The 22527-nt window shown below is 58.3% G+C and carries 17 protein-coding genes; 8 read left to right on the forward strand and 9 right to left on the reverse strand.

What is annotated here, in order from left to right; genetic code table 11:
• Window positions 1-140: 140 nt before the first annotated feature.
• The gene (mdh, locus tag GKQ23_RS03610) at window positions 141-1076 is read left to right on the forward strand and encodes a malate dehydrogenase (RefSeq protein WP_056231078.1); all 936 of its coding nucleotides are present in this window, start codon (window positions 141-143) and stop codon (window positions 1074-1076) included.
• 43 nt (window positions 1077-1119) lie between these two features.
• Here mdh and degS read toward each other — a convergent pair whose 3' ends face one another.
• The 3 genes from degS to zapG form a co-directional block, all read right to left on the reverse strand.
• Window positions 1120-2181: an outer membrane-stress sensor serine endopeptidase DegS gene (gene degS / locus GKQ23_RS03615; protein WP_056231082.1), complete on the reverse strand. Its 1062-nt coding sequence runs from the start codon at window positions 2179-2181 to the stop codon at window positions 1120-1122.
• An 80-nt stretch (window positions 2182-2261) separates the two neighbouring features.
• A complete protein-coding gene (gene degQ / locus GKQ23_RS03620) occupies window positions 2262-3635 on the reverse strand; it encodes a serine endoprotease DegQ (RefSeq protein ID WP_212409782.1) in 1374 nt (457 codons plus the stop codon).
• 92 nt (window positions 3636-3727) lie between these two features.
• Entirely contained in the window at window positions 3728-4129 is a 402-nt protein-coding gene (gene zapG, locus GKQ23_RS03625; RefSeq protein ID WP_056231087.1) for a Z-ring associated protein ZapG, read from the reverse strand.
• Between the two features lie 178 nt (window positions 4130-4307).
• Here zapG and zapE point away from each other — a divergent pair, with 178 nt between their 5' ends.
• The 5 genes from zapE (at window position 4308) to sspB (ending at window position 7976) form a co-directional block, all read left to right on the forward strand.
• Window positions 4308-5435: a cell division protein ZapE gene (gene zapE / locus GKQ23_RS03630; protein WP_212409783.1), complete on the forward strand. Its 1128-nt coding sequence runs from the start codon at window positions 4308-4310 to the stop codon at window positions 5433-5435.
• A 247-nt stretch (window positions 5436-5682) separates the two neighbouring features.
• Complete coding sequence (gene rplM, locus GKQ23_RS03635; RefSeq protein ID WP_056231094.1) at window positions 5683-6111, forward strand: 50S ribosomal protein L13; 429 nt, start codon at window positions 5683-5685, stop codon at window positions 6109-6111.
• A 15-nt stretch (window positions 6112-6126) separates the two neighbouring features.
• Entirely contained in the window at window positions 6127-6519 is a 393-nt protein-coding gene (gene rpsI / locus GKQ23_RS03640; RefSeq protein ID WP_056231096.1) for a 30S ribosomal protein S9, read from the forward strand.
• 309 nt (window positions 6520-6828) lie between these two features.
• Window positions 6829-7470 (forward strand): stringent starvation protein SspA, encoded by a 642-nt coding sequence (gene sspA / locus GKQ23_RS03645; RefSeq protein ID WP_056231101.1) that lies wholly within the window; start codon window positions 6829-6831, stop codon window positions 7468-7470.
• A gap of 5 nt (window positions 7471-7475) precedes the next feature.
• On the forward strand, window positions 7476-7976 hold the full coding sequence (gene sspB, locus GKQ23_RS03650; protein WP_212409784.1) for a ClpXP protease specificity-enhancing factor: 501 nt from the start codon (window positions 7476-7478) through the stop codon (window positions 7974-7976).
• Window positions 7977-8101: 125 nt separating this feature from the next.
• Here the strand turns inward: sspB and GKQ23_RS03655 are convergent, their stop codons facing one another.
• Complete coding sequence (locus GKQ23_RS03655; protein ID WP_212409785.1) at window positions 8102-9853, reverse strand: sulfite reductase subunit alpha; 1752 nt, start codon at window positions 9851-9853, stop codon at window positions 8102-8104.
• 86 nt (window positions 9854-9939) lie between these two features.
• Window positions 9940-15471: a glutamate synthase-related protein gene (locus GKQ23_RS03660; RefSeq protein WP_212409786.1), complete on the reverse strand. Its 5532-nt coding sequence runs from the start codon at window positions 15469-15471 to the stop codon at window positions 9940-9942.
• Between the two features lie 1009 nt (window positions 15472-16480).
• Between GKQ23_RS03660 and arcB the strand changes: the two genes are divergently transcribed.
• Both arcB and mtgA read left to right on the forward strand, forming a co-directional pair.
• A complete protein-coding gene (gene arcB, locus GKQ23_RS03665; RefSeq protein WP_056231114.1) occupies window positions 16481-18814 on the forward strand; it encodes an aerobic respiration two-component sensor histidine kinase ArcB in 2334 nt (777 codons plus the stop codon).
• An 806-nt stretch (window positions 18815-19620) separates the two neighbouring features.
• Window positions 19621-20316 (forward strand): monofunctional biosynthetic peptidoglycan transglycosylase, encoded by a 696-nt coding sequence (gene mtgA / locus GKQ23_RS03670; protein ID WP_371820197.1) that lies wholly within the window; start codon window positions 19621-19623, stop codon window positions 20314-20316.
• A 69-nt stretch (window positions 20317-20385) separates the two neighbouring features.
• On the opposite strand, the gene npr is transcribed toward mtgA, so the two are convergent.
• The 4 genes from npr to hpf all read right to left on the reverse strand — a co-directional run bounded on the left by npr (window position 20386) and on the right by hpf (window position 22519).
• On the reverse strand, window positions 20386-20658 hold the full coding sequence (npr, locus tag GKQ23_RS03675; RefSeq protein ID WP_056231120.1) for a PTS phosphocarrier protein NPr: 273 nt from the start codon (window positions 20656-20658) through the stop codon (window positions 20386-20388).
• The gene (rapZ, locus tag GKQ23_RS03680) at window positions 20655-21509 is read right to left on the reverse strand and encodes an RNase adapter RapZ (protein ID WP_056231123.1); all 855 of its coding nucleotides are present in this window, start codon (window positions 21507-21509) and stop codon (window positions 20655-20657) included. Before rapZ ends, npr begins: the two co-directional genes overlap by 4 nt.
• 67 nt (window positions 21510-21576) lie before the next feature.
• Window positions 21577-22065 carry a PTS IIA-like nitrogen regulatory protein PtsN gene (ptsN, locus tag GKQ23_RS03685; RefSeq protein WP_056231126.1) on the reverse strand — a complete coding sequence of 163 codons (489 nt, stop codon included), beginning with the start codon at window positions 22063-22065 and terminating at the stop codon, window positions 21577-21579.
• 166 nt (window positions 22066-22231) lie between these two features.
• The gene (hpf, locus tag GKQ23_RS03690) at window positions 22232-22519 is read right to left on the reverse strand and encodes a ribosome hibernation promoting factor (protein WP_056231129.1); all 288 of its coding nucleotides are present in this window, start codon (window positions 22517-22519) and stop codon (window positions 22232-22234) included.
• Window positions 22520-22527: the final 8 nt, after the last annotated feature.

Consider the following 22527-nt stretch of genomic DNA (forward strand, 5'->3'; position numbering starts at 1 on the left):
TTCCGTGATTCACGAGCGGCTAGCGCTTTTTCACTGTAAAGCACGCATAGCTCTCGTCATTTTCCTGCCAGATAAAATAAGGTCACAGGCAGACGGATTCTACGGCACTCAACAGATGCACTTATAATAAGGAGTTTAGGATGAAAGTTGCTGTTCTTGGTGCAGCAGGCGGTATCGGCCAGGCGCTGGCCCTCCTGCTTAAAACCCAGCTTCCGGCTGGATCAGAACTCTCCCTGTACGATATTGCGCCGGTGACCCCCGGCGTGGCGGTTGACCTCAGCCACATTCCCACCGCGGTGAGCATCGTTGGCTTCAGTGGTGAAGATGCCACGCCAGCGCTGGAAGGTGCCGATGTGGTGCTGATTTCTGCCGGCGTGGCGCGTAAGCCGGGCATGGACCGCTCTGATCTGTTTAACGTTAACGCCGGTATCGTGCGTAACCTGGTCGAGCAGGTGGCCTCCACCAGCCCGAAAGCCCTGATTGGTATTATCACCAACCCGGTGAACACCACCGTGGCGATTGCCGCCGAGGTGCTGAAAAAAGCCGGCGTTTACGATAAGAATCGCCTGTTTGGCGTCACCACGCTGGATATCATCCGCTCCAGTACCTTTGTGGCAGCGCTGAAAGGTAAGGATCCGCACCAGCTGAACGTGCCGGTGGTGGGCGGTCACTCGGGCGTGACCATTCTGCCACTTCTGTCGCAGATCCCGGGCGTCAGCTTCTCCGAGCAGGAAGCGGCCAGCCTGACCAAACGTATTCAGAACGCCGGTACCGAGGTAGTGGAAGCGAAAGCGGGCGGCGGTTCGGCTACCCTGTCGATGGGGCAGGCGGCGGCGAAATTTGGCCTGTCTCTGGTGCGCGCGCTGCAGGGTGAAGCCAACGTGGTAGAGTGTGCCTACGTTGAAGGCGATGGCGAACATGCGCGTTTCTTCTCACAGCCGCTGCTGTTAGGTAAAAACGGCGTTGAGAAACGCCTGCCGATCGGTGCGCTCAGCGCCTTTGAACAGCAGTCGCTGGAAGGGATGCTGGAAACCCTGAAGCAGGATATTGCCCAGGGCGAAGCGTTCGTTAAGTAATTCTGCACGGCCAGCCCCACCGTCCGGTGGGGCAACCCTCAGATCAACTGGCCGGGGTGCCGCTGTCCTGCTGCGGATACTCCTGAACGGTAACCGGTAGCGTCATTTCACGTTCGTTACGAATCACCGTGATTTTAATCACCGTGCCCGGCCTGATCTCCGCTACCTGATCCATCGTCTCCAGCGCCGACATCGCCGGCTGGCCGTTGACGTGGGTAATCACATCATTGACCTGCATCCCCGCCAGCGCAGCCGGGCTACCGGGATAGACCTCTTTAATCTGAATGCCCTGAGTATGTTCCAGCCCGGATACCTGATCCGGCAGGCGACGCTCTTCACCATTAATGCCGATCCAGCCGCGGATCACCCGACCGTCACGGATCAGCTTTTCCATAATTTTGCTGGCCAGCCGGGTTGGGATGGCAAAACCGAGCCCTTCCGGCGTTTCGCCGTTGCTGCTTTTATCAAAGGTGAGGGTGTTGATGCCCATCAGCTCGCCCAGCGAGTTAATCAACGCACCGCCCGAGTTGCCGCGGTTGATTGACGCGTCGGTCTGCAGGAAATCCTGATGACGTGACGGGCTTAACCCCACGCGGCCGGTGGCACCGATGATGCCCTGGGTCACGGTCTGGCCAATGTTATAGGGGTTGCCAATCGCCATCACCAGGTCACCAATATGCGCCACCCGCTGCGGATTAATCGGGATCACAGGCAGGTTGGGGGCGCTGATCTTCAGCACCGCCAGGTCGGTCAGCTGGTCAGAACCGACCAGCATCGCCACCAGGCTGCGGCCATCCTGCAGGCGTACCACGATCTGGCTGGCGTCGTTGATCACGTGACGGTTGGTCAGAATATAGCCGCGCGGATCCATAATCACCCCGGACCCCAGCACATCGTTGCCGCTGCTGACGTTACGGCTGTAAACGTAGACCACCGCCGGCGCGGCGCGGCGTACCGCGGCGTTATAGCTGACGGGCTGCTCGTCGGCGCTGTCAACCTGCGGCGTCAGCAGGTTGCCGCCCACGCGCAGGGCGGGCACGGCGACCAGCAGGGCAGCGGCGACAATCAGGCCAAAGATCACGGAACGCAAAAGTTTAGGAAACATGGTTTTAAGCGGTGAATGAATGAACGAAGGGCAGAATAGCATGACTGAGGCGGGCACAGTAGCGGTGCCCGCCGGGGACGTTAACGCAACAGCAGATAAATACTCTCATTGCCGCGGATGACGTTCAGCGCCAGCAGCGCCGGTTTGCTCTCCAGCACCTTACGCAGCTCGGCGATGTTCTGCACCGGCGAGCGGTTGACGCCAACGATCACATCATCCTTCTGCAGGCCGAACTGGGCCGCCGGGGTAGATTTTTCAACGTTATCAACGTGAACGCCTTTGCTGCCATCTTTGGCTGCGCCGTCGCTCAGCGTGGCACCCTGCAGCGCCGGGGTTAGCGGCGCGCTGGTGGCGGTGCTGCTGTTATCCAGCTTAACGCCGACGGTAAGCGGCTTACCTTCGCGCAGCAGGGTGACCTGCACCTCCTGGCCCGGCGGCGTGGTACCAATTTTCACCCGCAGTTCGGCAAAGCTGTTAATCGCTTTGTCGTTTACCCGGGTAATGATGTCACCGGCCTTGATACCGGCTTTCGCCGCGGCCGACTGCGGCAGCACTTCGTTGACGAAGGCCCCGCGCTGCACGTCAACGTTAAACGCCTTCGCCATATCGGCGGTCATCTCGGTGCCTTTAATACCCAACTGACCACGCTTCACCTCGCCAAACTCAATCAGCTGCTGCGCGAGGTTGATCGCCATATTGGACGGGATAGCAAAGCCGATGCCGATATTGCCGCCGGAAGAGGCGAGGATCGCGGTATTCAATCCGATCAGCTCGCCGTTCAGGTTGACCAGCGCGCCGCCGGAGTTCCCCTGGTTGATCGCCGCATCGGTCTGGATAAAGTTCTCCAGCCCTTCGAGGTTCAGGCCGCTGCGCCCCAGCGCGGAAACGATGCCGGAGGTGGCCGTCTGGCCGAGGCCGAAGGGGTTACCGATGGCGACGGCAAAATCGCCCACTTTCAGCTGGTCTGAATCGGCGATTTTCACCTGGGTCAGCTTGCTGGCACCCTCCAGCTGGATCAGCGCCACGTCGGTCTGTTCATCGCGGCCAATCAGTTTGGCATCGAACTCGCGTCCGTCACTCAGCTGCACGCGGATTTTTTCCGCCCCGTCCACCACGTGGTTATTGGTCAGCACGTAGCCTTTTTCGGCGTTAATGATCACCCCGGAGGCCAGCCCTTCAAACGGCTGCTTTTGCTCCTCGCCGGGTTCCGCGCCGGGCGCACCCTGGCCGAAGAAACGCTTCAACTGCTCCGGGATCTGCTGCTCTTTATTTTCACTGCCTTCAACATGCACGCTGACTACGGCAGGCAGAACCTGCTCCAGCATCGGTGCCAGGCTGGGCAGCGCCTCGCCCTGAACCTGAGAGGGAAGCGATGCCTGCACAACGGGGATGGAAGCCAGGCTGATACCCATACTCAGGGCTAATGCGCTGAACATAAATGATGTTTTTTTCATCGTGACGACGCTCTCGCTAGCAGGTGCTGAAAGTTCTGCCGGTACAGGCAGGTGGCAGGCAGAGAGGCGCGGTGCGCCCCTCTCAGTGTGGCTTATTTCGTGCTGGTACGCTCACCACGCAGCAGGCCGGTGGCGCTGTCAGGATAGTCGCGCGGCATCTGCACCGGCGCCTGATCGTTATCGGCTTCTGCTTCGGTCAGCTGCCAGGCAAACGGGTTCTTCTCACCCGGCAGGTTTGGCAGCAGATCGTTCGATCCTTTGGCCATATGCTGATACAGCTGGCGGTAATCGCGCGCCATATTGTCCAGCAGTTCGGCGCTGTGCGCGAAGTGGCTGGTCAGCTCTTCACGATAGTCTGACAGCTCGGCTTTGCTCTTTTCCAGCTCATACTGCAGGCTGCGTTGCTCACGCAGTTTGCGGTTACCAAAACGCATTGCCACCGCGCCGATGATAATTCCAACCACTAAGCCAATAAGCGCGTATTCCCACGTCATAAATTACTCCCATTTTCTCTTCGTTGTTTCACAGGGCCTTCACCATCAATACTAACCACTATAACCGCTAATGTTATCGAAGTGGAATCCTGCCGCTGCTTCGCTTAGTGTAGAGCGACTTTTTTTTCGACGATCGGCGGCCGTGTTCAGGCCTTTTTTCAGGGAATGTGACCAAACTATGCAAACGATGTCCCCGCTGGCGCGCTATGAGCAGGCGCTGGCAAACGGTGAGTACCAGCCTGATGAGGTACAGCGTGCCGCCATGACCCGTCTGAACGGGATCTGGCAGGCGTTGAGCCAGCAAACCCCGTCGGCGGTGAGCCAGGGCGGTGGCCTTTTGGGCAGGCTGAATAAGTTGCTGGGTAAAGGCAAGCCCGAGGTGCAACAGCCGGTGCGGGGCCTGTATATGTGGGGCGGCGTCGGGCGTGGCAAGACCTGGCTGATGGACAGCTTTTTTCAGTCAATTCCTGGTGAGCGCAAGCAGCGGCTGCACTTTCACCGCTTTATGCTGCGGGTGCATGAAGAGCTGACCCAGCTGCAGGGGCACAGCGATCCGCTGCAAATTGTTGCCGATCGTTTCAAAGCCGAAACCGACCTGCTGTGCTTCGATGAATTTTTTGTGTCAGACATCACCGACGCAATGCTGCTGGGCACGCTGATGGAGGCGCTGTTCAGCCGCGGCATCACCCTGGTGGCCACTTCCAACATCCCGCCGGACGATCTCTACCGCAACGGCCTGCAGCGCGCACGCTTTATGCCGGCGATTGCGATGATTAAACAGCACTGTGAAGTGATGAACGTCGATGCGGGCATCGATTACCGCCTGCGTACCCTGACCTCGGCCCATCTGTGGATGACGCCACTGGGCGCAGAGACCAGCAAAGAGATGGAGAGGATGTTCGTCGCGCTGGCCGGTAAGCCGCGGGTTGAGCACGAGCCGCTGACCATCAACCACCGTCAGCTGCCGACGCTGGGCGTGGCGGAAGGGGTGCTGGCGATGAATTTCCTCGCCCTGTGTGGGGAAGGGCGCAGCCAGCACGACTATATTGAGCTTTCCCGCCGTTTTCACAGCGTATTGCTGTATGATGTGCCGGTGATGATTTACAAGACCGAAGACCAGGCACGGCGCTTTCTGGCGCTGGTGGATGAATTTTACGAGCGTCACGTAAAATTGGTGGTTTCGGCGGAAGCATCGCTGTACGAAATTTATCAGGGCACGCGGCTGAAGTTTGAATACCAGCGCTGCGTCTCCCGTCTGCAGGAGATGCAGAGCGAAGAGTATTTGCGCCTGCCGCATCTGCCCTGAAACGTGAATCCGGACCGCAGCAGAACAGGAATTTTATCGCAAAAAACGTTCGATTTTTGCGGATGACTTCTCTATACTCTTGCGACCCCACGTTACTGCAAAGGTTTTTTTCCCAAAACTCTTTGTGCTCTGGTAACTCTATCCGAAGGGGTGGGCTTGCTGGACAAGATGGTCGTGTGAGCTCCAACCGTTTATTCAAGCGTTTGGGATTTCACCAACGTGTAACTTAATTTGGGTAAGCTTTTAGATGAAAACTTTTACAGCTAAGCCAGAAACCGTCCAACGTGACTGGTATGTTGTTGACGCAACAGGCAAAACCTTAGGTCGTTTAGCGACTGAACTGGCTCGTCGTCTGCGCGGTAAGCACAAAGCGGAATACACTCCGCACGTCGATACTGGTGATTATATCATCGTCCTGAACGCAGAAAAAGTTGCCGTAACCGGTAACAAGCGTACTGACAAGATTTATTACCATCACACCGGCTTCGTCGGTGGTATCAAGCAAGCGACCTTCGAAGAGATGATTGCTCGCCGTCCTGAGCGTGTGATTGAAATCGCGGTTAAAGGCATGCTGCCAAAGGGCCCGCTGGGTCGTGCTATGTACCGTAAACTGAAAGTTTACGCGGGCAACGAGCACAACCATGCGGCACAGCAACCGCAAGTTCTTGACATTTAATCGGGATTACAGGCAATGGCTGAGAATCAAAACTACGGCACTGGTCGCCGCAAAAGCTCTACCGCTCGCGTATTTATCAAGCCGGGCAGTGGTAACATCGTTATCAACCAGCGTTCATTAGAACAGTACTTCGGTCGCGAAACTGCCCGCATGGTAGTTCGTCAGCCGCTGGAACTGCTGGACATGGTCGGTAAATTCGATCTGTACATCACCGTTAAAGGTGGTGGTATCTCTGGTCAGGCTGGTGCGATCCGTCACGGTATCACCCGCGCTCTGATGGAGTTTGACGAGTCACTGCGTGGCGAACTGCGTAAAGCAGGCTTCGTTACTCGTGATGCACGTCAGGTTGAACGTAAGAAAGTCGGTCTGCGTAAAGCACGTCGTCGTCCTCAGTTCTCCAAACGTTAATCTGTTCTGCTCCGGCAGAATTGGTTATGCGAAAACCCGGCGCCTGGCGCCGGGTTTTTTACATTTTGTGACTGCAAAAAAAGCGAAACGTCTTCCGCTTTGGCATTTTCCCCGTCAAATCGGCGTTCCCTGCCCCACAAGCTGGCTAAAATCTGGTAAACTGTGTGTCACTTTGTGCCTATTGGCCGGGTAATGACGCGTGTATCCTGACTCGTTTTAGGGGCGGTCTATCTTCGGGCTAATGGCAACAATGAGTCGCCGCGTGGATGGCTATTCGCAGTAATTTTCTCGATAAACTTGGAGGTTTACATGGCTGTCGCTGCCAACAAACGTTCGGTAATGACGCTGTTTTCTGGTCCGACTGACATTTTTAGCCATCAGGTGCGTATCGTACTGGCTGAGAAAGGCGTGAGTGTCGAGATCGAGCAGGTTGAAACGGATAACCTGCCGCAGGATCTGATCGACCTCAACCCGTATCGTACCGTGCCAACGCTTGTCGATCGTGAACTGACGTTGTACGAGTCCCGCATCATCATGGAATACCTCGATGAGCGTTTCCCGCACCCTCCGCTGATGCCGGTTTACCCGGTTGCACGCGGTGAAAGCCGTCTGATGATGCACCGCGTCGAGCAGGACTGGTACAGCCTGATGTACAAAATTGAGCAGGGCACGGCGCAGGAAGCCGAGACCGCGCGCAAACAGCTGCGTGAAGAGCTGCTGGCGATTGCGCCACTGTTCGCCCGCACGCCGTTCTTTATGAGCGACGAGTTCAGCCTGGTTGACTGCTATCTGGCTCCGCTGCTGTGGCGTCTGCCGCTGCTGGGCATTGAGTTAATCGGTGCCGGTTCGAAAGAGCTGAAGGGCTATATGACCCGCGTCTTTGAGCGTGACTCCTTCCTGGCCTCGCTGACCGAAACAGAGCGTGAAATGCGCCTGCAAACGCGGGGCTAAGCCAGATGGAAATGTCGCAACTTACCGCCCGTCGACCTTACCTGTTGCGCGCTTTCTATGAGTGGTTACTTGAAAACCAGCTGACGCCGCACCTGGTGGTTGATATTAATCTGCCTGGCGTCAGAGTACCGCTGGAGTACGCGCGCGATGGGCAGATCGTACTGAACATTGCGCCCGGTGCCGTGGGCAACCTTGAACTGGGCAACGATGACGTGACCTTCAATGCCCGCTTCGGCGGCGTGCCGCGACACGTTTCTGTTCCACTGGCCGCCGTTCTGGCCATCTACGCCCGTGAAAACGGTGCCGGTACCATGTTTGAACCGGAACCGGCCTACGATGACGTCAGCGAGCATGATGCCGCTAACTTGGCGGACGACAGCAGTGAAACGGTGATGTCGGTGATCGATGGCGATCGCCCTGACGACAGCGTACCCGGCGATGATGCCGGCCCGGATGACGAGCCGCCGCCGCGCGGTGGGCGCCCGGCGCTGCGCGTGGTCAAATAACGCCGAACAGCAAAGCAGTAACAAAAAAAACGGGCCGCATGGCCCGTTTTTTATTGCCGCCAGAACAGGGTGCTTCCCCTTCTGGTGGTACCCGCAGCGGCCCTAAGCACGGGCCGCTCTGTCGGTTAATAGACGTCGCGCAGGTAACGTTTTTCTTTCTTCAGCTGGTCGATGTAATCGCCCGCACGTTCCGCCGACATGCCGCCGTGCTGAACCACGATCTCATACAGCGCCCTGTCGACGTCCTTAGCCATGCGTGACGCATCGCCACAGACGTAGAAGCTGGCACCTTCTTCCAGCCAGGCAAACAGCTCAGCACCTTTTTCCAGCATGCGGGTCTGCACGTAGATTTTCTCGGCCTGATCGCGGGAGAACGCCAGGTCCAGGTGGGTCAGCAGGCCGCTTTCATGCCAGGCCAGCAGTTCATCCTGGTAGATATAGTCGTGTTCCTGATGCTGGTCGCCGAAGAACAGCCAGTTTTTGCCGGTGGCGCCTGCCGCCTCACGCTCCTGCAGGAAGGCGCGGAACGGTGCAATACCGGTGCCCGGGCCGATCATGATCATCGGCGCGGCGCTGTTGGCTGGCACGCGGAACGCTTTATTCGGCGAGATAAAGATTGCCGGCTTGCCGCCACGGCCCACGCGCTCGGCCAGATAAGTGGAGCAGACGCCGTTACGCGCGCGTCCGGCGCTGTGGTAGCGCACCGACGCCACGGTCAGGTGCACCTGATTCGGGTGCGCCTTCGAGCTGGAGGAGATGGAGTACGCGCGGTACTGCAACGGACGCAGCAGGGTGACAAACTCTGCGCTGCTCAGCGTGCGGCTCAGATCCAGCTGCAGCAGGTCGAGGGTATCTTTGCCCCACAGCCATACGCCCAGCGCGTCCTTATCGTCATGCTGCAGCACGTGGCGCAGCTCCTGGTTGGTGGTGTTCTGGCCCACCCATTCGATCAGCTTGCGTGACGGCTCTGAGATTTCGAACTGATAGGTCAGCAGGTCACCCAGGCTACGGTCAAAGCCCGGCACCGGAGTCTGATAATCGGCTTTCAGCTGGGCCAGCAGCAGCTCTACCAGCAGCGGATCGTTGACCGGGATCACGCCCAGCGCATCACCGGCTTCATACTTCAGGCCGCTGTCGGTGAGATCAAACTCAAAGTGACGGATCTCTTTGCCTGACGCGTCGCCGGAAAGGCGTTTGTTGGTCACCAGCGCAGAGGCGTACGGATTATTCTTGTTGCTGCCCGGAATTACCGGCGCTTCAGGGGCGTTTTCCAGCGCTGTGCCGCTGCTGCCGGCGCTGGCCGCAAACTGCGGCATCGAGCTGTCAATCCAGGCGCTGGACGGCTCTTCAAAATCGATGTCGCAGTCGATACGATCGTAAACGCGCTTCGCGCCCAGCTGCTCCAGGCGCATATCGAAGAACTTCCCGGACTGGCAGAAGCCATCGTAGCTGGTATCACCAATCGCCAGTACCGCGAAGTGCATCTGCTCCAGACGCGGCGCGGTGCTGGCGGAAAGTGCCTGCCAGAACATTTCGGCGTTGTCCGGCATCTCACCTTCACCGTAGGTGGAGGTAACGATCAGCACGTGACGCATGCTGGCGAACACCTCGATGTCCACTTCACCCAACCCCTGAACGACCGGTACCAGGCCTTTGGCACGTGCGGCTTTTGCCGCAGTCTGGGCCAGCGCTTCGGCGTTGCCGGTTTGCGAACCGAACAGGATATGCAGTTGCGTGGTTGCCGCAGCGGCAGCACCGGCCTGCGGCTTGTCTTCCAGCACCAGCAGGCGCGAATGTAAACCGGCGAGGAAACCAGCCAGCCAGAATTTCTGCTCGCCATTGAATGGCGCGTCTTCAGGAATATAAGGAATTTTCATAATGTCGTGTAACTCAATCCCGTTTCGTCGTGTTCAGTTACCCCTGACCGCCGGGCGCGCCGGCCGTCAGGGTTCTGGTCTTATTATCAGGCTAATTTGCCCACTGCGGCAGCCAGTTCCGGCAGTGCGGCACGGGCAAACAGTTCTTCAAAGTCCGGCAGCCCGCCCAGCACCTCGCGGTTACGCGCGTCCTGGTAAATGATCCAGCCGTAGGTGGCCAGGCTGTCCATCGAGCGAATATTACGCTGGGTCAGGGCAGCCTTATAGTCCGCCATACGCTTGGCGGCGATCAGGCAGGAGAGCTGCTCATCGCTGTAGTTCTCAATCGCCGCGCGGGCATGACGCTGCAGTTTGGCGATCAGCGCGAAGTCTTCGGTCATCAGCAGGTTACGCACCGCTTTCTCGACCGCCGCATCGTCCACCGCGGTGCCTTTCGGCAGACGGGAGAGCGCCACCTGCTGCGCCGAGCTCAGCACGGTGTAGTTGTTCAGCAGCACCAGCATTTCCGGGGTATCGGTCGCGCCGTAGGCCGGAACGGCACCGTTGGCGATCGGCTTACCTTCACGCCAGGCCGCTTTAAACTTGCTGACCTGGTGCGCTGCCAGCGCGGTAGAGAGCTCTTCCAGCAGATCCTTACGGGCTTTCGCCTTAAGGATCTCCCCGCTGTCCTGATACAGCAGCAGCGAACGCGGCATCACGTAGACAAAGTGCTGGCTCTCGCTCTCCCAGTGGTCAAGTAACCACTGCGCGCGCGCGGAGCCGGTGGCAGCCAGGTGCCACTGCAGCAGGGTCACCACCGCCTGCAGGTGCACGCGGGCCATCTCATTATCGTCGGTAATGCTGCCCAGCAGCACCGAATCCGCCGCAACGGAGCCGGCCAGCGTGCCGTACGGGTCGTACTGGTAGGCGAAGCCGCCGCTCATGCCGTTACCGAAGCCGGTACCGTAGGTACCGAGGTTCAGCACCGCGCCGTTGGTCATGTATTCGCAGCAGAAGTCGCCCACGCCTTCCACCACCGCGGTGGCGCCGGAGTTACGTACCGCGAAGCGGTCACCTGCCTGGCCCTGCACGAACAGACGTCCGCCGGTGGCGCCAAACAGCGCAAAGTTGCCCACCAGCACGTTGCCTTCGGCATCCTGCGAACCGCCGCCCGGCGACAGCACGATAATTTCGCCACCGCACTGGCCTTTGCCCACGCCATCGTTACAGGTGCCGGAGTGGGTCATCATCATGCCGTCGTTACAGAACACGCCGTAAGACTGGCCGGCAGAGCCGCTGGTGGCGATGGTTACGGTGCGTGGCGCCAGGTAGCGACGGCCGCGATCGTCTTGCAGCACGCCAGGCAGGGCATTCAACTGTTCTGCGCTCAGCTGATGGTTCAGCCTGCGTTCGATATCGATCGCCAGTTGACCGCCGACGCTCTTGTTACGGTTGTTCAGCGTCACGCCGTCACCCAGCTGAATATCGCTGGTGCGGGTGGCGACCAGCTGACCGTCGAGCAGCGCTACCCAGCCGTCGTCCAGCTCGAAATCTTTCTCCAGATAGACCGGACGGGCAATTTTCACTTCCGGTACGACGGTCAGCATGGCGCGCAGATCAAGGCGGCCCACTTCCAGCGGGTGGTCCATCAGGTGCAGCAGGTCGGAACGTCCGCGGGCTTCGCGCAGCGAGCGCAGGCCAAGACGGGCCAGCATTTCACGCACTTCCTGCGCCACGTTGATGAAGTACTGCGCCAGCTGCCGCGGATCGCCGTCAAAGGCCTCCGCGTTGGTGGTCAGGCCGGCCGGGCACTTCACGTTACAGTTCTTCGCCATCACGCACTTCAGCATCATCAGCGCGGTGGTACCAAATTCGAAGCTGTCGCCGCCGAGCAGCGCGGATTTCACCACGTCGCTGCCGGTCTGCTGTGCGCCGGAGCAGCGCAGCAGCACCTTCTCACGCAGGCCGTTGGCGCACAGCGCCTGGTGCACTTCGGCGATGCCGATCTCGGCCACGCGGCCGGTGTACTTCAGGCTGGTGACCGAGGCTGCGCCGGTACCGCCGGTGTTGCCGGCGACGTTGATCACGTCCGCGCCGGCTTTCGCCACGCCGACGGCGATGGTGCCGATCCCTTCTGAGGAGACCAGCTTAACGATCACCTTCACGCGCGCGGCTTTACAGTCGTGGATCAGCTGGGCGAGATCCTCGATCGAGTAGGTGTCATGGTGCGGCGGCGGGGAAACCAGCTCCACGCCTGGCGTACCGCCACGCGCGGCCGCGATCTCTACCGTTACTTTTGGTGACGGCAGCTGGCCGCCTTCGCCGGGTTTAGCCCCCTGGCCGATTTTGATCTCCAGCTCTTCCAGCATCGGATCGGCCAGGTACGCCGCCCAGACGCCGAAGCGGCCGGACGCCAGCTGTTTAATCCGTGACGCGCGGATGGTGCCGTGACGGGAGTAGTGCTCACCGCCTTCACCGCAGTTGCTCATGCCGCCGACCATATTGGTACCGTGTGCGACCGCTTCGTGCGCCGGGGCGACCAGCGCACCGTGGCTCATTGCACCGGACGCAAAGGTGCGGGTGATCTCATGGGCCGGCTGCACCTCGCTTAACGGCAGCGACGGCAGGGTGGTGAAGATGCGCGACAGATAATCGGCCGCGTCGCCGGTAGCGGCGATCTGCAGGCCGTCGGCGGTGACTTCAGCGTGCTCAATCTGCCCGGCAAAACGGTTTTTCAGCGCGGTGGCCAGGGTCTGCAGACGCTCCGCGAGCGGCTTCAGCCCCTCGATGGCGTCAGTGAGGCGCAGCGTAAAGCGTCCTGCTTCGCCAGCAACGGCTTCGCACACCAGACCACGCACGGCAAAGCCGTTGTTGACCAGCGAATAGCGGCCCAGCTTGCGGCTGAACTCGGTCAGGCTGTCGACGTGGGTCAGGTCGCACGGGAAGGCCAGAATATCGCGCAACGCGGCCGGACGGCGTTTACGCTCTTCATGCATCAGGCTGGAGAACTGACGGTAGTCCGGCGTGATGGTAAAGGCGTCGATCACCGCGTCAGGGATGCGCTCAAAGCTGCTGTCCTCAAAGGCTTTCGCTTTGATGTTGAAGGCGTTATCCAGCCGTGCCAGGGTCAGCAGGCGAATAAACTGATCTTCTTCGCGTGCTTTGTCGGAGAAGCGGATCGGCTGCTCCGTCATATCAATAAAGGTGCGCACGGCGATGGTGCCGTAAGAGTGGCCCGCGCCTTCCGCACGCTCTTTAAACAGGCCGAGCAACGGCACTTCCGCTTCGCCCTGAATTCTCAGTGCGCTCTGATGCCAGTCCACCGCCATCTGGGCGATGGAGGCAAAGCCCGCGCCACCGACCGGAGTCTTGATGTTCGGGAAGTATTTTTTCAGCACGCGGTCTTCGGTATTCAGGAAGTTCGGCTCGAAGAATTCACCACAGCTGTAGCTCTCTACGGTACAGAGGCCGACTTTACCCATGGTTTTCATCAGCGCTTTTTCAGCCGCTTTGGCATAGCGCTTAAAGGCCTTGTTACCCTCTTCGCCTTCGCCGTACTTCTCTTCGGCACGCATCTGCACGCCGAGCGGATAGACGGCTGAGGCACCGAAGCCCAGCGTAGCGGCGATATGGTGTGAAGAGATGCTCTGGCCGCTCTCCACCACCAGCGAAACGTCAAGACGCAGGCCTTCCTGCACCAGGCGCTGGTTGATCGCTGACACCACCAGCAGCATCGGCATCGCCGCGCGGGTGGAGGAGATATGACGGTCGGTCAGGACGGCGATGCCGCCCTGTTCGCGGGCGAAGTCCACCACCTGCTGGGCCAGATCGTCGATGGCCTGTTCCAGCGCGTCGGCGTTGGCCTGACGGCTCTGTGCATCGCTGCCGGTGACCGGCAGGTAGAGCATCTCGAAGCGCGCATACGGCGCCACGTCCTGCTCGCGCAGCTGCAGCATATCAAGGTGGGTCAGGATCGGGCTATTCACCACGATCTGACGGCCTTTGCTGCGGCCCAGATGCGGCTTGGCACCGAGCGCCACGCGCAGGGTCATGCCGTCTGCCTCGCGGATCGAGTCCAGCGGTGGGTTGGTGACCTGGGCAAAACGCTGGGAGAAGTAGTGCGCCATGCCGCCTTCGTGGTCGGACAGGGCGTTGATGGCGTTGCCGTAACCCATCGCCGAGATCTTCTCAGCGCCGGTGGTCAGCATCGGGTCCATCATGAACTTGAAGCTTTCCTGGTTGTAGTAGTAGGCCACAAACCGCTGGTAGGTCTTCAGATCGCCGCTGTAGCGCAGCGGGGAACCCTGTTTCTCGGCCGGGATCACCGGCAGGTCCTGCAGGGTCACGCGCGACTGTGCCAGCAGCGCCGGGTAGTCCTGTTCGGCGGCCAGCTTCTCCAGCGCTTCCACGGTGGTGTAGCTGCGCCGATCGTTATGGTCCCAGTAGAGCATACCGCCGGCTTCAATACGGCCGCGGCGCAGTACGCTCTCCGGTGGGAAGGCAATCTGGCCGGCTTCAGACATCGCGCCGATATAGTCAGCGGTTTCCACCGAACGCAGCGGGCGCAGGCCAAGGCGGTCAAGACGCGCGCCGATGATTTCACCGTTACCGAAGATCAGCGCCGCCGGGCCGTCATTCTTCTCTTCATACAGCGAGAAGTACTCAAGCATCGCGCGCACGTTGGCGGACAGCGCGTCATCGTTTTCCCAGGCCGGCGGCATCATCGATACCACGGCGAGGATCAGGTCGAGGTTATCTTCCATCAGGCGGCTGTGAATGCTCTGGTCAAGGCGCGAGCTGTCGGACTGCCCTTTAGGGCGAACGATAGTCTTACCGCGCGCGGAGGCCAGCGCCGACTCCGCAATGCGGTTTTTACGATCGGTATTCAGTTCACCGTTGTGCGCCATCAGGCGGAACGGCTGTGCCATGGTGGTGTGCGGATCGGTGTTGGTGGAGAAACGGGTATGGAAAAACAGGCCGCGTACGCCGTGATCGGGATCGGTCAGATCCTTAAAGTAAGGGATCACTTCATTAGAGTTGAGGCGCGCTTTAAATACCTGGGTGCGTGATGAGAGCGACAGCGGGTAGAGGCCGCCAAATTCACTTTCGGTAAAGGCACGGGCTTCGATATCCAGCAGGGCGCGATAGATGCGCTTTTCGAAATCGGTTTGATCCGCAAGGTCTTGTGGCGCGGCAAACACCCACTGCACGATCGGCAACTGGGAAGGGATGGCGGCCGGGCGCAGCACGCTGGTGTCCAGCGGCATATCGCGCCTGAGGATCACCGGCAGGCCATGTTTTGCCAGCGTCTCTTCGACCAGCTGCTCCGCATTGGTGCGCAGTGCACCATCTTTGGGCACAAAGAAGTTGCCGACGCCAAACTGGCCGAACTCCAGCGGCAGGCCGGTTACCTTGCGGAAGAACTGCAGGGAGATATCGACGTTAACGCCGGCACCATCGCCCACGCCCTCTGCTGACATCCCGCCACGATGCGGCACGGTGCACAGCGCGCTGTGCGCCATCCGGAGGACCTCGTGGGTTTGCTCGCCGTCCTTACGGGTAATAAAACCTACGCCACAACTGTCGCTCTCTTGAGCGGGATCATATAAGCCATAGGGATAAGGTTTTGAACTGGACATCGAGGGCCTCCTTAACTTCTTTTTGACATTACCTATATTATTTCAAGCACATAGCCAGGATGAGCAGCGCTCAGGGCGATGTAACATTTTCTTTTTTTGCCGCTATAACGCGGACACCACTACGCCGGGCAAGCCATTAAAAGACGTGGGATAACGTCCCTGAATGGAGCCTGCTCTGAATTCCTGGTCTCATTTACGGAGAAACTGATATCACGAGGGGGTGGTCTTGTGGCAGAGATATGCCAGCACAAGGGCCCTTCAGGATTGCTTCCAGCGGATTTCCAACTTATCGGGAAAGCGAACCAAGGTCAAATAGGGTTCTTAGTTATGGTTTTTGGTGCTAATGAAATGCCAAGTGTTTGATATTCATAGTTAAATTGTCACTTTTTGCTGCTATAGGCGTATATTTAGCAGGGGCGGAAGTGTGAGCTGACTCACTATAGGGCAGCGAGCAAATCTCTGCACCATGCTGGCGTTGGGTTTTTTTGCAGCAGAATATGCCGTCGTGGGGTCTGTAAACACATAAACGCACTGTTTTTAACCCGGCGGCAGATTTGAATTAAACAGGGGGGGTTATAAGCAAAATTAATCACCATAATGGTGCATAAATTCTCACATGGTGTGATTTGTTATTCGTTTTAGTTAAATGGAGGAGAACGTGGGAAAGGACGCAACATACTGATGAATACGGGCTGTAGCGGCTGGTGCGGGTCTGCGTGTCGCCCAGAAAGTTATGCAGTCATTAAATTCAGTCAATATGCAACCGGCTTGATTTTCCCTGCCGCACGGCCGCACGCGGCTCTGGCCTGATAACCTACGGACAGCGCGGCACCGCGCTGGTTTGCCGCCTGCGGCGGGGTGAAAGCGGCGCGGCGTCGAAAATACCGCTATCTCCCGGTTCAGGCGTCAGTGGTGCTGCACCGTTATTGTGCAACGTCGGATCGGATCCCGCGTTGGTGTTTTAGCCATTTCCGGTATGATTACCGTATCGGAGCATAAGAGAATCTCTATGAAACAGATACGGTTATTAGCGCAGTACTACGTGGATTTGATGGTCAAACTGGGGCTGGTGCGCTTCTCGCTGCTGCTGGCATCGGCGCTGGTGGTGCTGGCGATGATCGTGCAGATGGCGGTGACCATGGTATTGCGCGGCCATGTGGAAAGCATCGACATGGTGCGTTCGGTGTTTTTCGGCCTGCTGATCACCCCGTGGGCGGTCTATTTCCTGTCGGTGGTGGTGGAGCAACTGGAAGAGTCCCGCCAGCGGCTGGCCCGGCTGGTGGATAAGCTGGAAGAGATGCGCCACCGCGATCTGGAGCTGAACCAGCAGATGAAGGAGAACATCACCCAGCTCAACCAGGAGATCGCCGACCGTATTAAGGCGGAAGAGGCGCGTCTGCAGGTGATGACCCGCTTAAAAGAGGAGATGGCGCGGCGCGAGCAGGCGCAAATCGAACTGGAACAGCAGTCCTCCTTCTTACGCTCGTTCCTCGATGCCTCACCGGATCTGGTATTTTACCGCAACAGCGACCAGCAGTTCTCCGGCTGTAACCGTGCCATGGAGCTGCTGACCGGCAAAAGTGAAAAGCAGCTGATCGGCCTGACCCCGAACGACGTGTATGACAATGATGCCGCAACCAAGGTGCTGGAAACCGATGAGAAGGTGTTCCGCCATAATGTGTCGCTGACCTATGAGCAGTGGCTACAGTATCCGGACGGCCGCAAGACCTGTTTTGAGATCCGCAAAGTCCCTTATTACGATCGGGTTGGCAAGCGCAGCGGCCTGATGGGCTTCGGGCGCGATATTACCGAGCGTAAGCGCTACCAGGACGCGTTAGAGAACGCCAGCCGTGAGAAGACCACCTTTATCTCAACCATCAGCCACGAGCTGCGTACGCCGCTGAACGGCATCGTCGGTTTAAGCCGCATTCTGCTGGACACCGAACTGAATCAGGAGCAGCTGAAGTACCTGAAAACCATTCATGTCTCGGCAATCACCCTCGGCAATATCTTTAACGACGTGATTGAGATGGACAAAATTGAACGGCGCAAGGTGCAGCTGGATAACCAGCCGATCGATTTCACCGGTTTTCTTGCCGACCTGGAAAACCTCTCAGGACTGCTGGCGGAGCCAAAAGGGCTCAGGTTCATCCTGTCGCCGCGGCAGCCGCTGCCGCACAAAATCATCGCCGACGGCACGCGGTTGCGGCAGATCCTGTGGAACCTGATCGGCAATGCGGTGAAGTTTACCCGCGAGGGCGAGATCGTGGTGCGGGTGGGCTACCGCGAGGGCGACATTCTGTGCTTTGAGGTGGAAGACTCCGGGATGGGCATCCCACAGGACGAGCAGGACAAAATTTTTGCCATGTATTATCAGGTGAAAGACCAGCGCGGCGGTAAACCGGCGACCGGTACCGGTATCGGGCTGGCCGTTTCCCGGCGGCTGGCGCAGAACATGGGTGGCGACATTACGGTGCGCAGCGCGCCGGGTAAAGGCTCCTGCTTCACCCTGATGCTCAACGCCCCCAGGGTGGTGGAAGAGGTCGAGGACGAGCAGCCGGCAGACGATCTGCCGTTACCCGCGCTGCACGTGCTGCTGGTAGAGGATATTGAACTGAACGTGGTGGTGGCCCGCTCGGTGCTGGAGAAGCTGGGCAACAGCGTTGAGGTGGCGATGACCGGCCAGGCGGCGCTGGATATGTTCGACCCGGATGAGTTCGATCTGGTGCTGCTGGATATCCAGCTGCCGGACATGACCGGGCTGGACGTGGCGCGGGCGATCCATCAACGCTATGCAGGGCAGCCGCTGCCGCCGCTGGTGGCCCTGACGGCGAACGTGCTGAAGGACAAACGTGAGTATCTGGATGCGGGCATGGATGACGTGCTGAGCAAGCCGCTGGCGGTGCCTGCGCTGACCGCCACCATCAAAAAATACTGGGATTATCAGCCGGAGGGTGAACTGCCGGCAGAGGAGAGGATTATGGATGAGAAAAAACTGGCCTTACTCGATATCACCATGCTCGAGCAGTATATCGAGCTGGTCGGGCCAAAGCTGATTCATCAGAGCATGGAGATGTTCGAACAGATGATGCCGGGTTATCTGGAGGTGCTGGAGTCGAACATGATGGCGCGTGACCAGAAAGGCATTGCGGAAGAGGGGCACAAAATTAAGGGTGCCGCCGGCTCTGTCGGTCTGGTGCACTTACAACAGGTGGCGAAGCAGATCCAGAGCCCGGAACTTCCCGCCTGGTGGGACAACGTGCAGGAGTGGATCGACGAACTCAGACACGAATGGCGTAATGATGTCGCGGTACTGCGTGAATGGGTGAATGAACGGGGCTAGAAAAAAATGACCCCGGCCGAGGCCGGGGTGCGCGAATACTGCGCCAACACCAGGGAAAAGGGTCATCTGCGCTAGTGTAATAAGAGTGTTCAGCACAGGTTCAGGTATTGGGTAAATCAACGCTACTACCTTAGCAAATCTATCATCACATGTTACCAGATTCATTAAAATGTGTGATGTTGAGCAGCGATATTGAACAGGAAACATTAATTCATCCGTTCAGTCAAGTTCGTAATGCAATTAGCGGTTTTTTTGTTTGTATTTTGAACGATTGTCATCTTTCAAATTGCCAGCACTCTGACGTAAATAGTCGACAATTTTGCCTGCACCGGATGGAAAGTGTTGTCTGGTGATTAATCCGGCACACCGGGTATTAAGGCCCTGTTTTTAGTCTTTTTTTAATTATGGCGCCCTGATTTCCGAAACGTTTTGGTTTCTGCTAGCAAAAATGTGCAGCGCGTAATGATGTTATCGAAGCATGCTGACCCAATTCAGCAGAATAATTAACCAGCCACCCCGGAGGAAAGCCACTGTTTTTTGGTCGTCCAGCGCTGTTTTTCGCTGGCAAACAGCAATATGCCGTAAGAGTTCTTACGAAATTTATAAGCAGCATAAATCATTTGTGCGCATGTCAACTTGCCGGCGGAGTGCGGCCAGGGCCGGCGTTAAACCGTGTCTGTCGGACGGCGGCCAGGGTGAGAAATCCCTCAACGGCTGCCTGTGTCATAATGGTGGCTGGCCGAATTGAAATAACAGGGAGAGACCTGGGTGGAGTCTGGTAAATGAAGCGTGGTAATGGCCGCCTGATGGCGCGTTGTAAGGCGTACCTGTTGCGCCTGTTGCTGGTTATTCCCGGCGTATGGCTGACAGGCATTGTCGCCTTTGCTTTTCTGCCGGTGCCGTTCTCTGCGGTGATGGTCGAGCGACAGCTCGGGGCCTGGTTCGGCGGTAACTGGGGTTACGTGGCGCACTCTGACTGGGTCAGTATGGATCAGATTTCGCCGTGGATGGCGCTGGCGGTAGTGGCGTCGGAGGATCAGAAGTTTCCCGAACACTGGGGCTTCGATGTCGATGCGATTCAGTCGGTGCTCGACAGCGAAGGAAAACGCATGCGCGGTGCCTCAACGCTGTCACAGCAGACGGCGAAAAACGTCTTTTTGTGGGACGGGCGCAGCTGGCTGCGTAAAGGGCTGGAAGCCGGACTGACCGTGGGCATTGAGACCGTCTGGAGTAAGCGGCGTATTTTAACCGTCTATCTCAACGTGGCCGAGTTTGGCCCGGGGGTGTTTGGCGTAGAGGAGGCGGCCCAGCGCTACTTCCGTAAGCCCGCCAGCCGTCTGACGCCGGCGGAAGCGGCGCTGCTGGCGGCCGTGTTGCCGAGCCCGCTGCGCTTCAGTGCCGCGGCGCCCTCAGGCTACGTACGCCAGCGCCAGCAGTGGATCCAGCGCCAGATGCGTCAGCTGGGCGGCGAGGGGTTCCTGCGCCAGCACAGGCTACACTGAACGCAGCTGATCTCCCGATGACGCTACTGAACGGCGGCGTCATCGCAGCGGGCAGCGTGCAGCAGCCGGTTACTCTTCGTCGAAGCCGGCGTTAAACAGTTCGATCACCGCCGCCAGCGCCGCCTGCTCCTGCGGGCCGCTGGCCTCCACCTCGATATGGCCGCCTTTGGCCGAGTCGAGCATCAGCAACGCGATCACGCTGCTGGCTTCCGCTTCCGTACCACTCTCATTACGCAGCAGCACCTCGGCGTCGAAACTCTGTACCAGCTCGAACAGCTTCATTGCCGGACGGGCGTGCATCCCCAGCTTGTTCTTAATTTCAACGGTCTGCTTTACGGTCATGATTTACGTTTTTCCAGCGTACGGTGGCGGGACTGCACGTTTTTACCGCGCGAACGGAAGTAATCGGCCAGCTGCTCGGCAACGTAGACTGAACGGTGCTTGCCGCCGGTACAGCCAATCGCCACCGTCAGATAGCTGCGGTTGTTGGTTTCCAGCATTGGCAGCCACAGTTCCAGGTAGCTGCGGGTCTGATAGATGAAGTTATGCACTTCCGTATGACGGTCAAGGAATGCCGCCACCGGACGGTCGAGCCCGGTCATCGGGCGCAGTTTCGGATCCCAGTGCGGGTTGGGCAGAAAACGCACGTCAAACACGTAGTCCGCATCGATCGGAATGCCGTGCTTAAAGCCAAAGGATTCAAACACCATGGTCAGTTCACGTTCGCGCTTGCCCAGCAGGCGCGTGCGCAGCATCTCTGCCAGCTCGTGCACCGACATTTCGGAGGTGTCGATGATCAGGTCAGCGCGGGAGCGCAGCGGCTCCAGCAGGTCGCTCTCTTCGTCGATAGCGCTTTCCAGCGACAGGTTCTTACTGGAAAGCGGATGCAGGCGGCGGGTATCGCTGTAGCGCCGGATCAACGTGTTGCGGTCCGCATCCAGGAACAGCAGCTGTGGGGAGAAACAGTCGGGCAGGCTGTTGAGTGCGGTTTCAAAAATCTCCGGTGACTCCGGCATATTACGCACGTCGATACTCACCGCCGCTGAGATATTGCGCGACGACAGCGAATTGGCCAGATCGGGAAGCAACACCACGGGCAGGTTATCCACGCAGTAAAAGCCCATATCCTCCAGCGCCCGCAGCGCGACGGACTTCCCGGAACCTGAACGACCGCTGACGATCATCAGCACCATTAACTCTTCCCCCAAATTAATCTCATTCCACGGACCGACGCGGCGTCAGTTACCGCGCTGCCATCACTCACGATGATGGACGATCGTGGTCTTCCGTCATAATCTCATACAGCTCTTCATCACTCTGCGCCGCACGCAGCCGGCGACAAACGCTCTTATCGGCCAGCCGCTTCGCCACCAGCGACAGCGTGTGAAGATGCGTTTTACACTGATCGGCAGGCACCAGCAGGGCGAATAACAGATCGACCGGCTGGTTATCGATCGCATCAAAGGCGATCGGCTGCTCCAGGCGGATAAAGACGCCCACCGCGCGCAGCGTATCTTCTTCCAGCTTACCGTGCGGGATGGCGATGCCGTTGCCGATACCGGTACTGCCCATTTTTTCGCGCGTCAGAATCGATTCAAAGATCGTCTGGTGCGGAAGGTTCAGCTGCTTTGCTGCCAGCTCGCTGATGATTTCCAGCGCCCGCTTTTTACTCTGGCAGTGTACGTTGTTACGGGTGCAGGAGAGGGTCAGCACGGCGCCCAGTTCCAGTTTCAGATCGTTATTTGTCATAGTTTCACTTACGTATTCACTGCCGCAGGGCGGTTAGCGCGGGCCGCTGCTCTGGCCAGGCGTTAAGCTGCCGGATTGATTAACGGCTCGTCCCCTGACGGGAAAACGAGCCGAAAACGGTTTCAGGCGCCCGATGGCGGCTGAAAACATCAATGCATGGTGAAATTTAGTGTTGTTTCAGTTTGTCTTTATGTTTATTGATCTGGCGTGTCAGCTTGTCAATCAAACCGTCAATCGCCGCGTACATATCTTTTTCTTCCGAGGTCGCGTGGATCTCCCCGCCATTTACATGCAACGTCGCATCCGCAATCTGCGTCACCTTTTCCACTTTCAAAACAATATAGACCTGGTTAATGCGATCAAAATACTGCTCTAACTTGGCGAATTTTGTGGTCACAAATTCGCGCAGTGGTTCGGTTATCTCAACGTTCTGTCCAGTGATATTCAGTTGCATGTGGTCTT

Source organism: Erwinia sp. E602 (assembly GCF_018141005.1).
GTDB lineage: Bacteria > Pseudomonadota > Gammaproteobacteria > Enterobacterales > Enterobacteriaceae > Erwinia.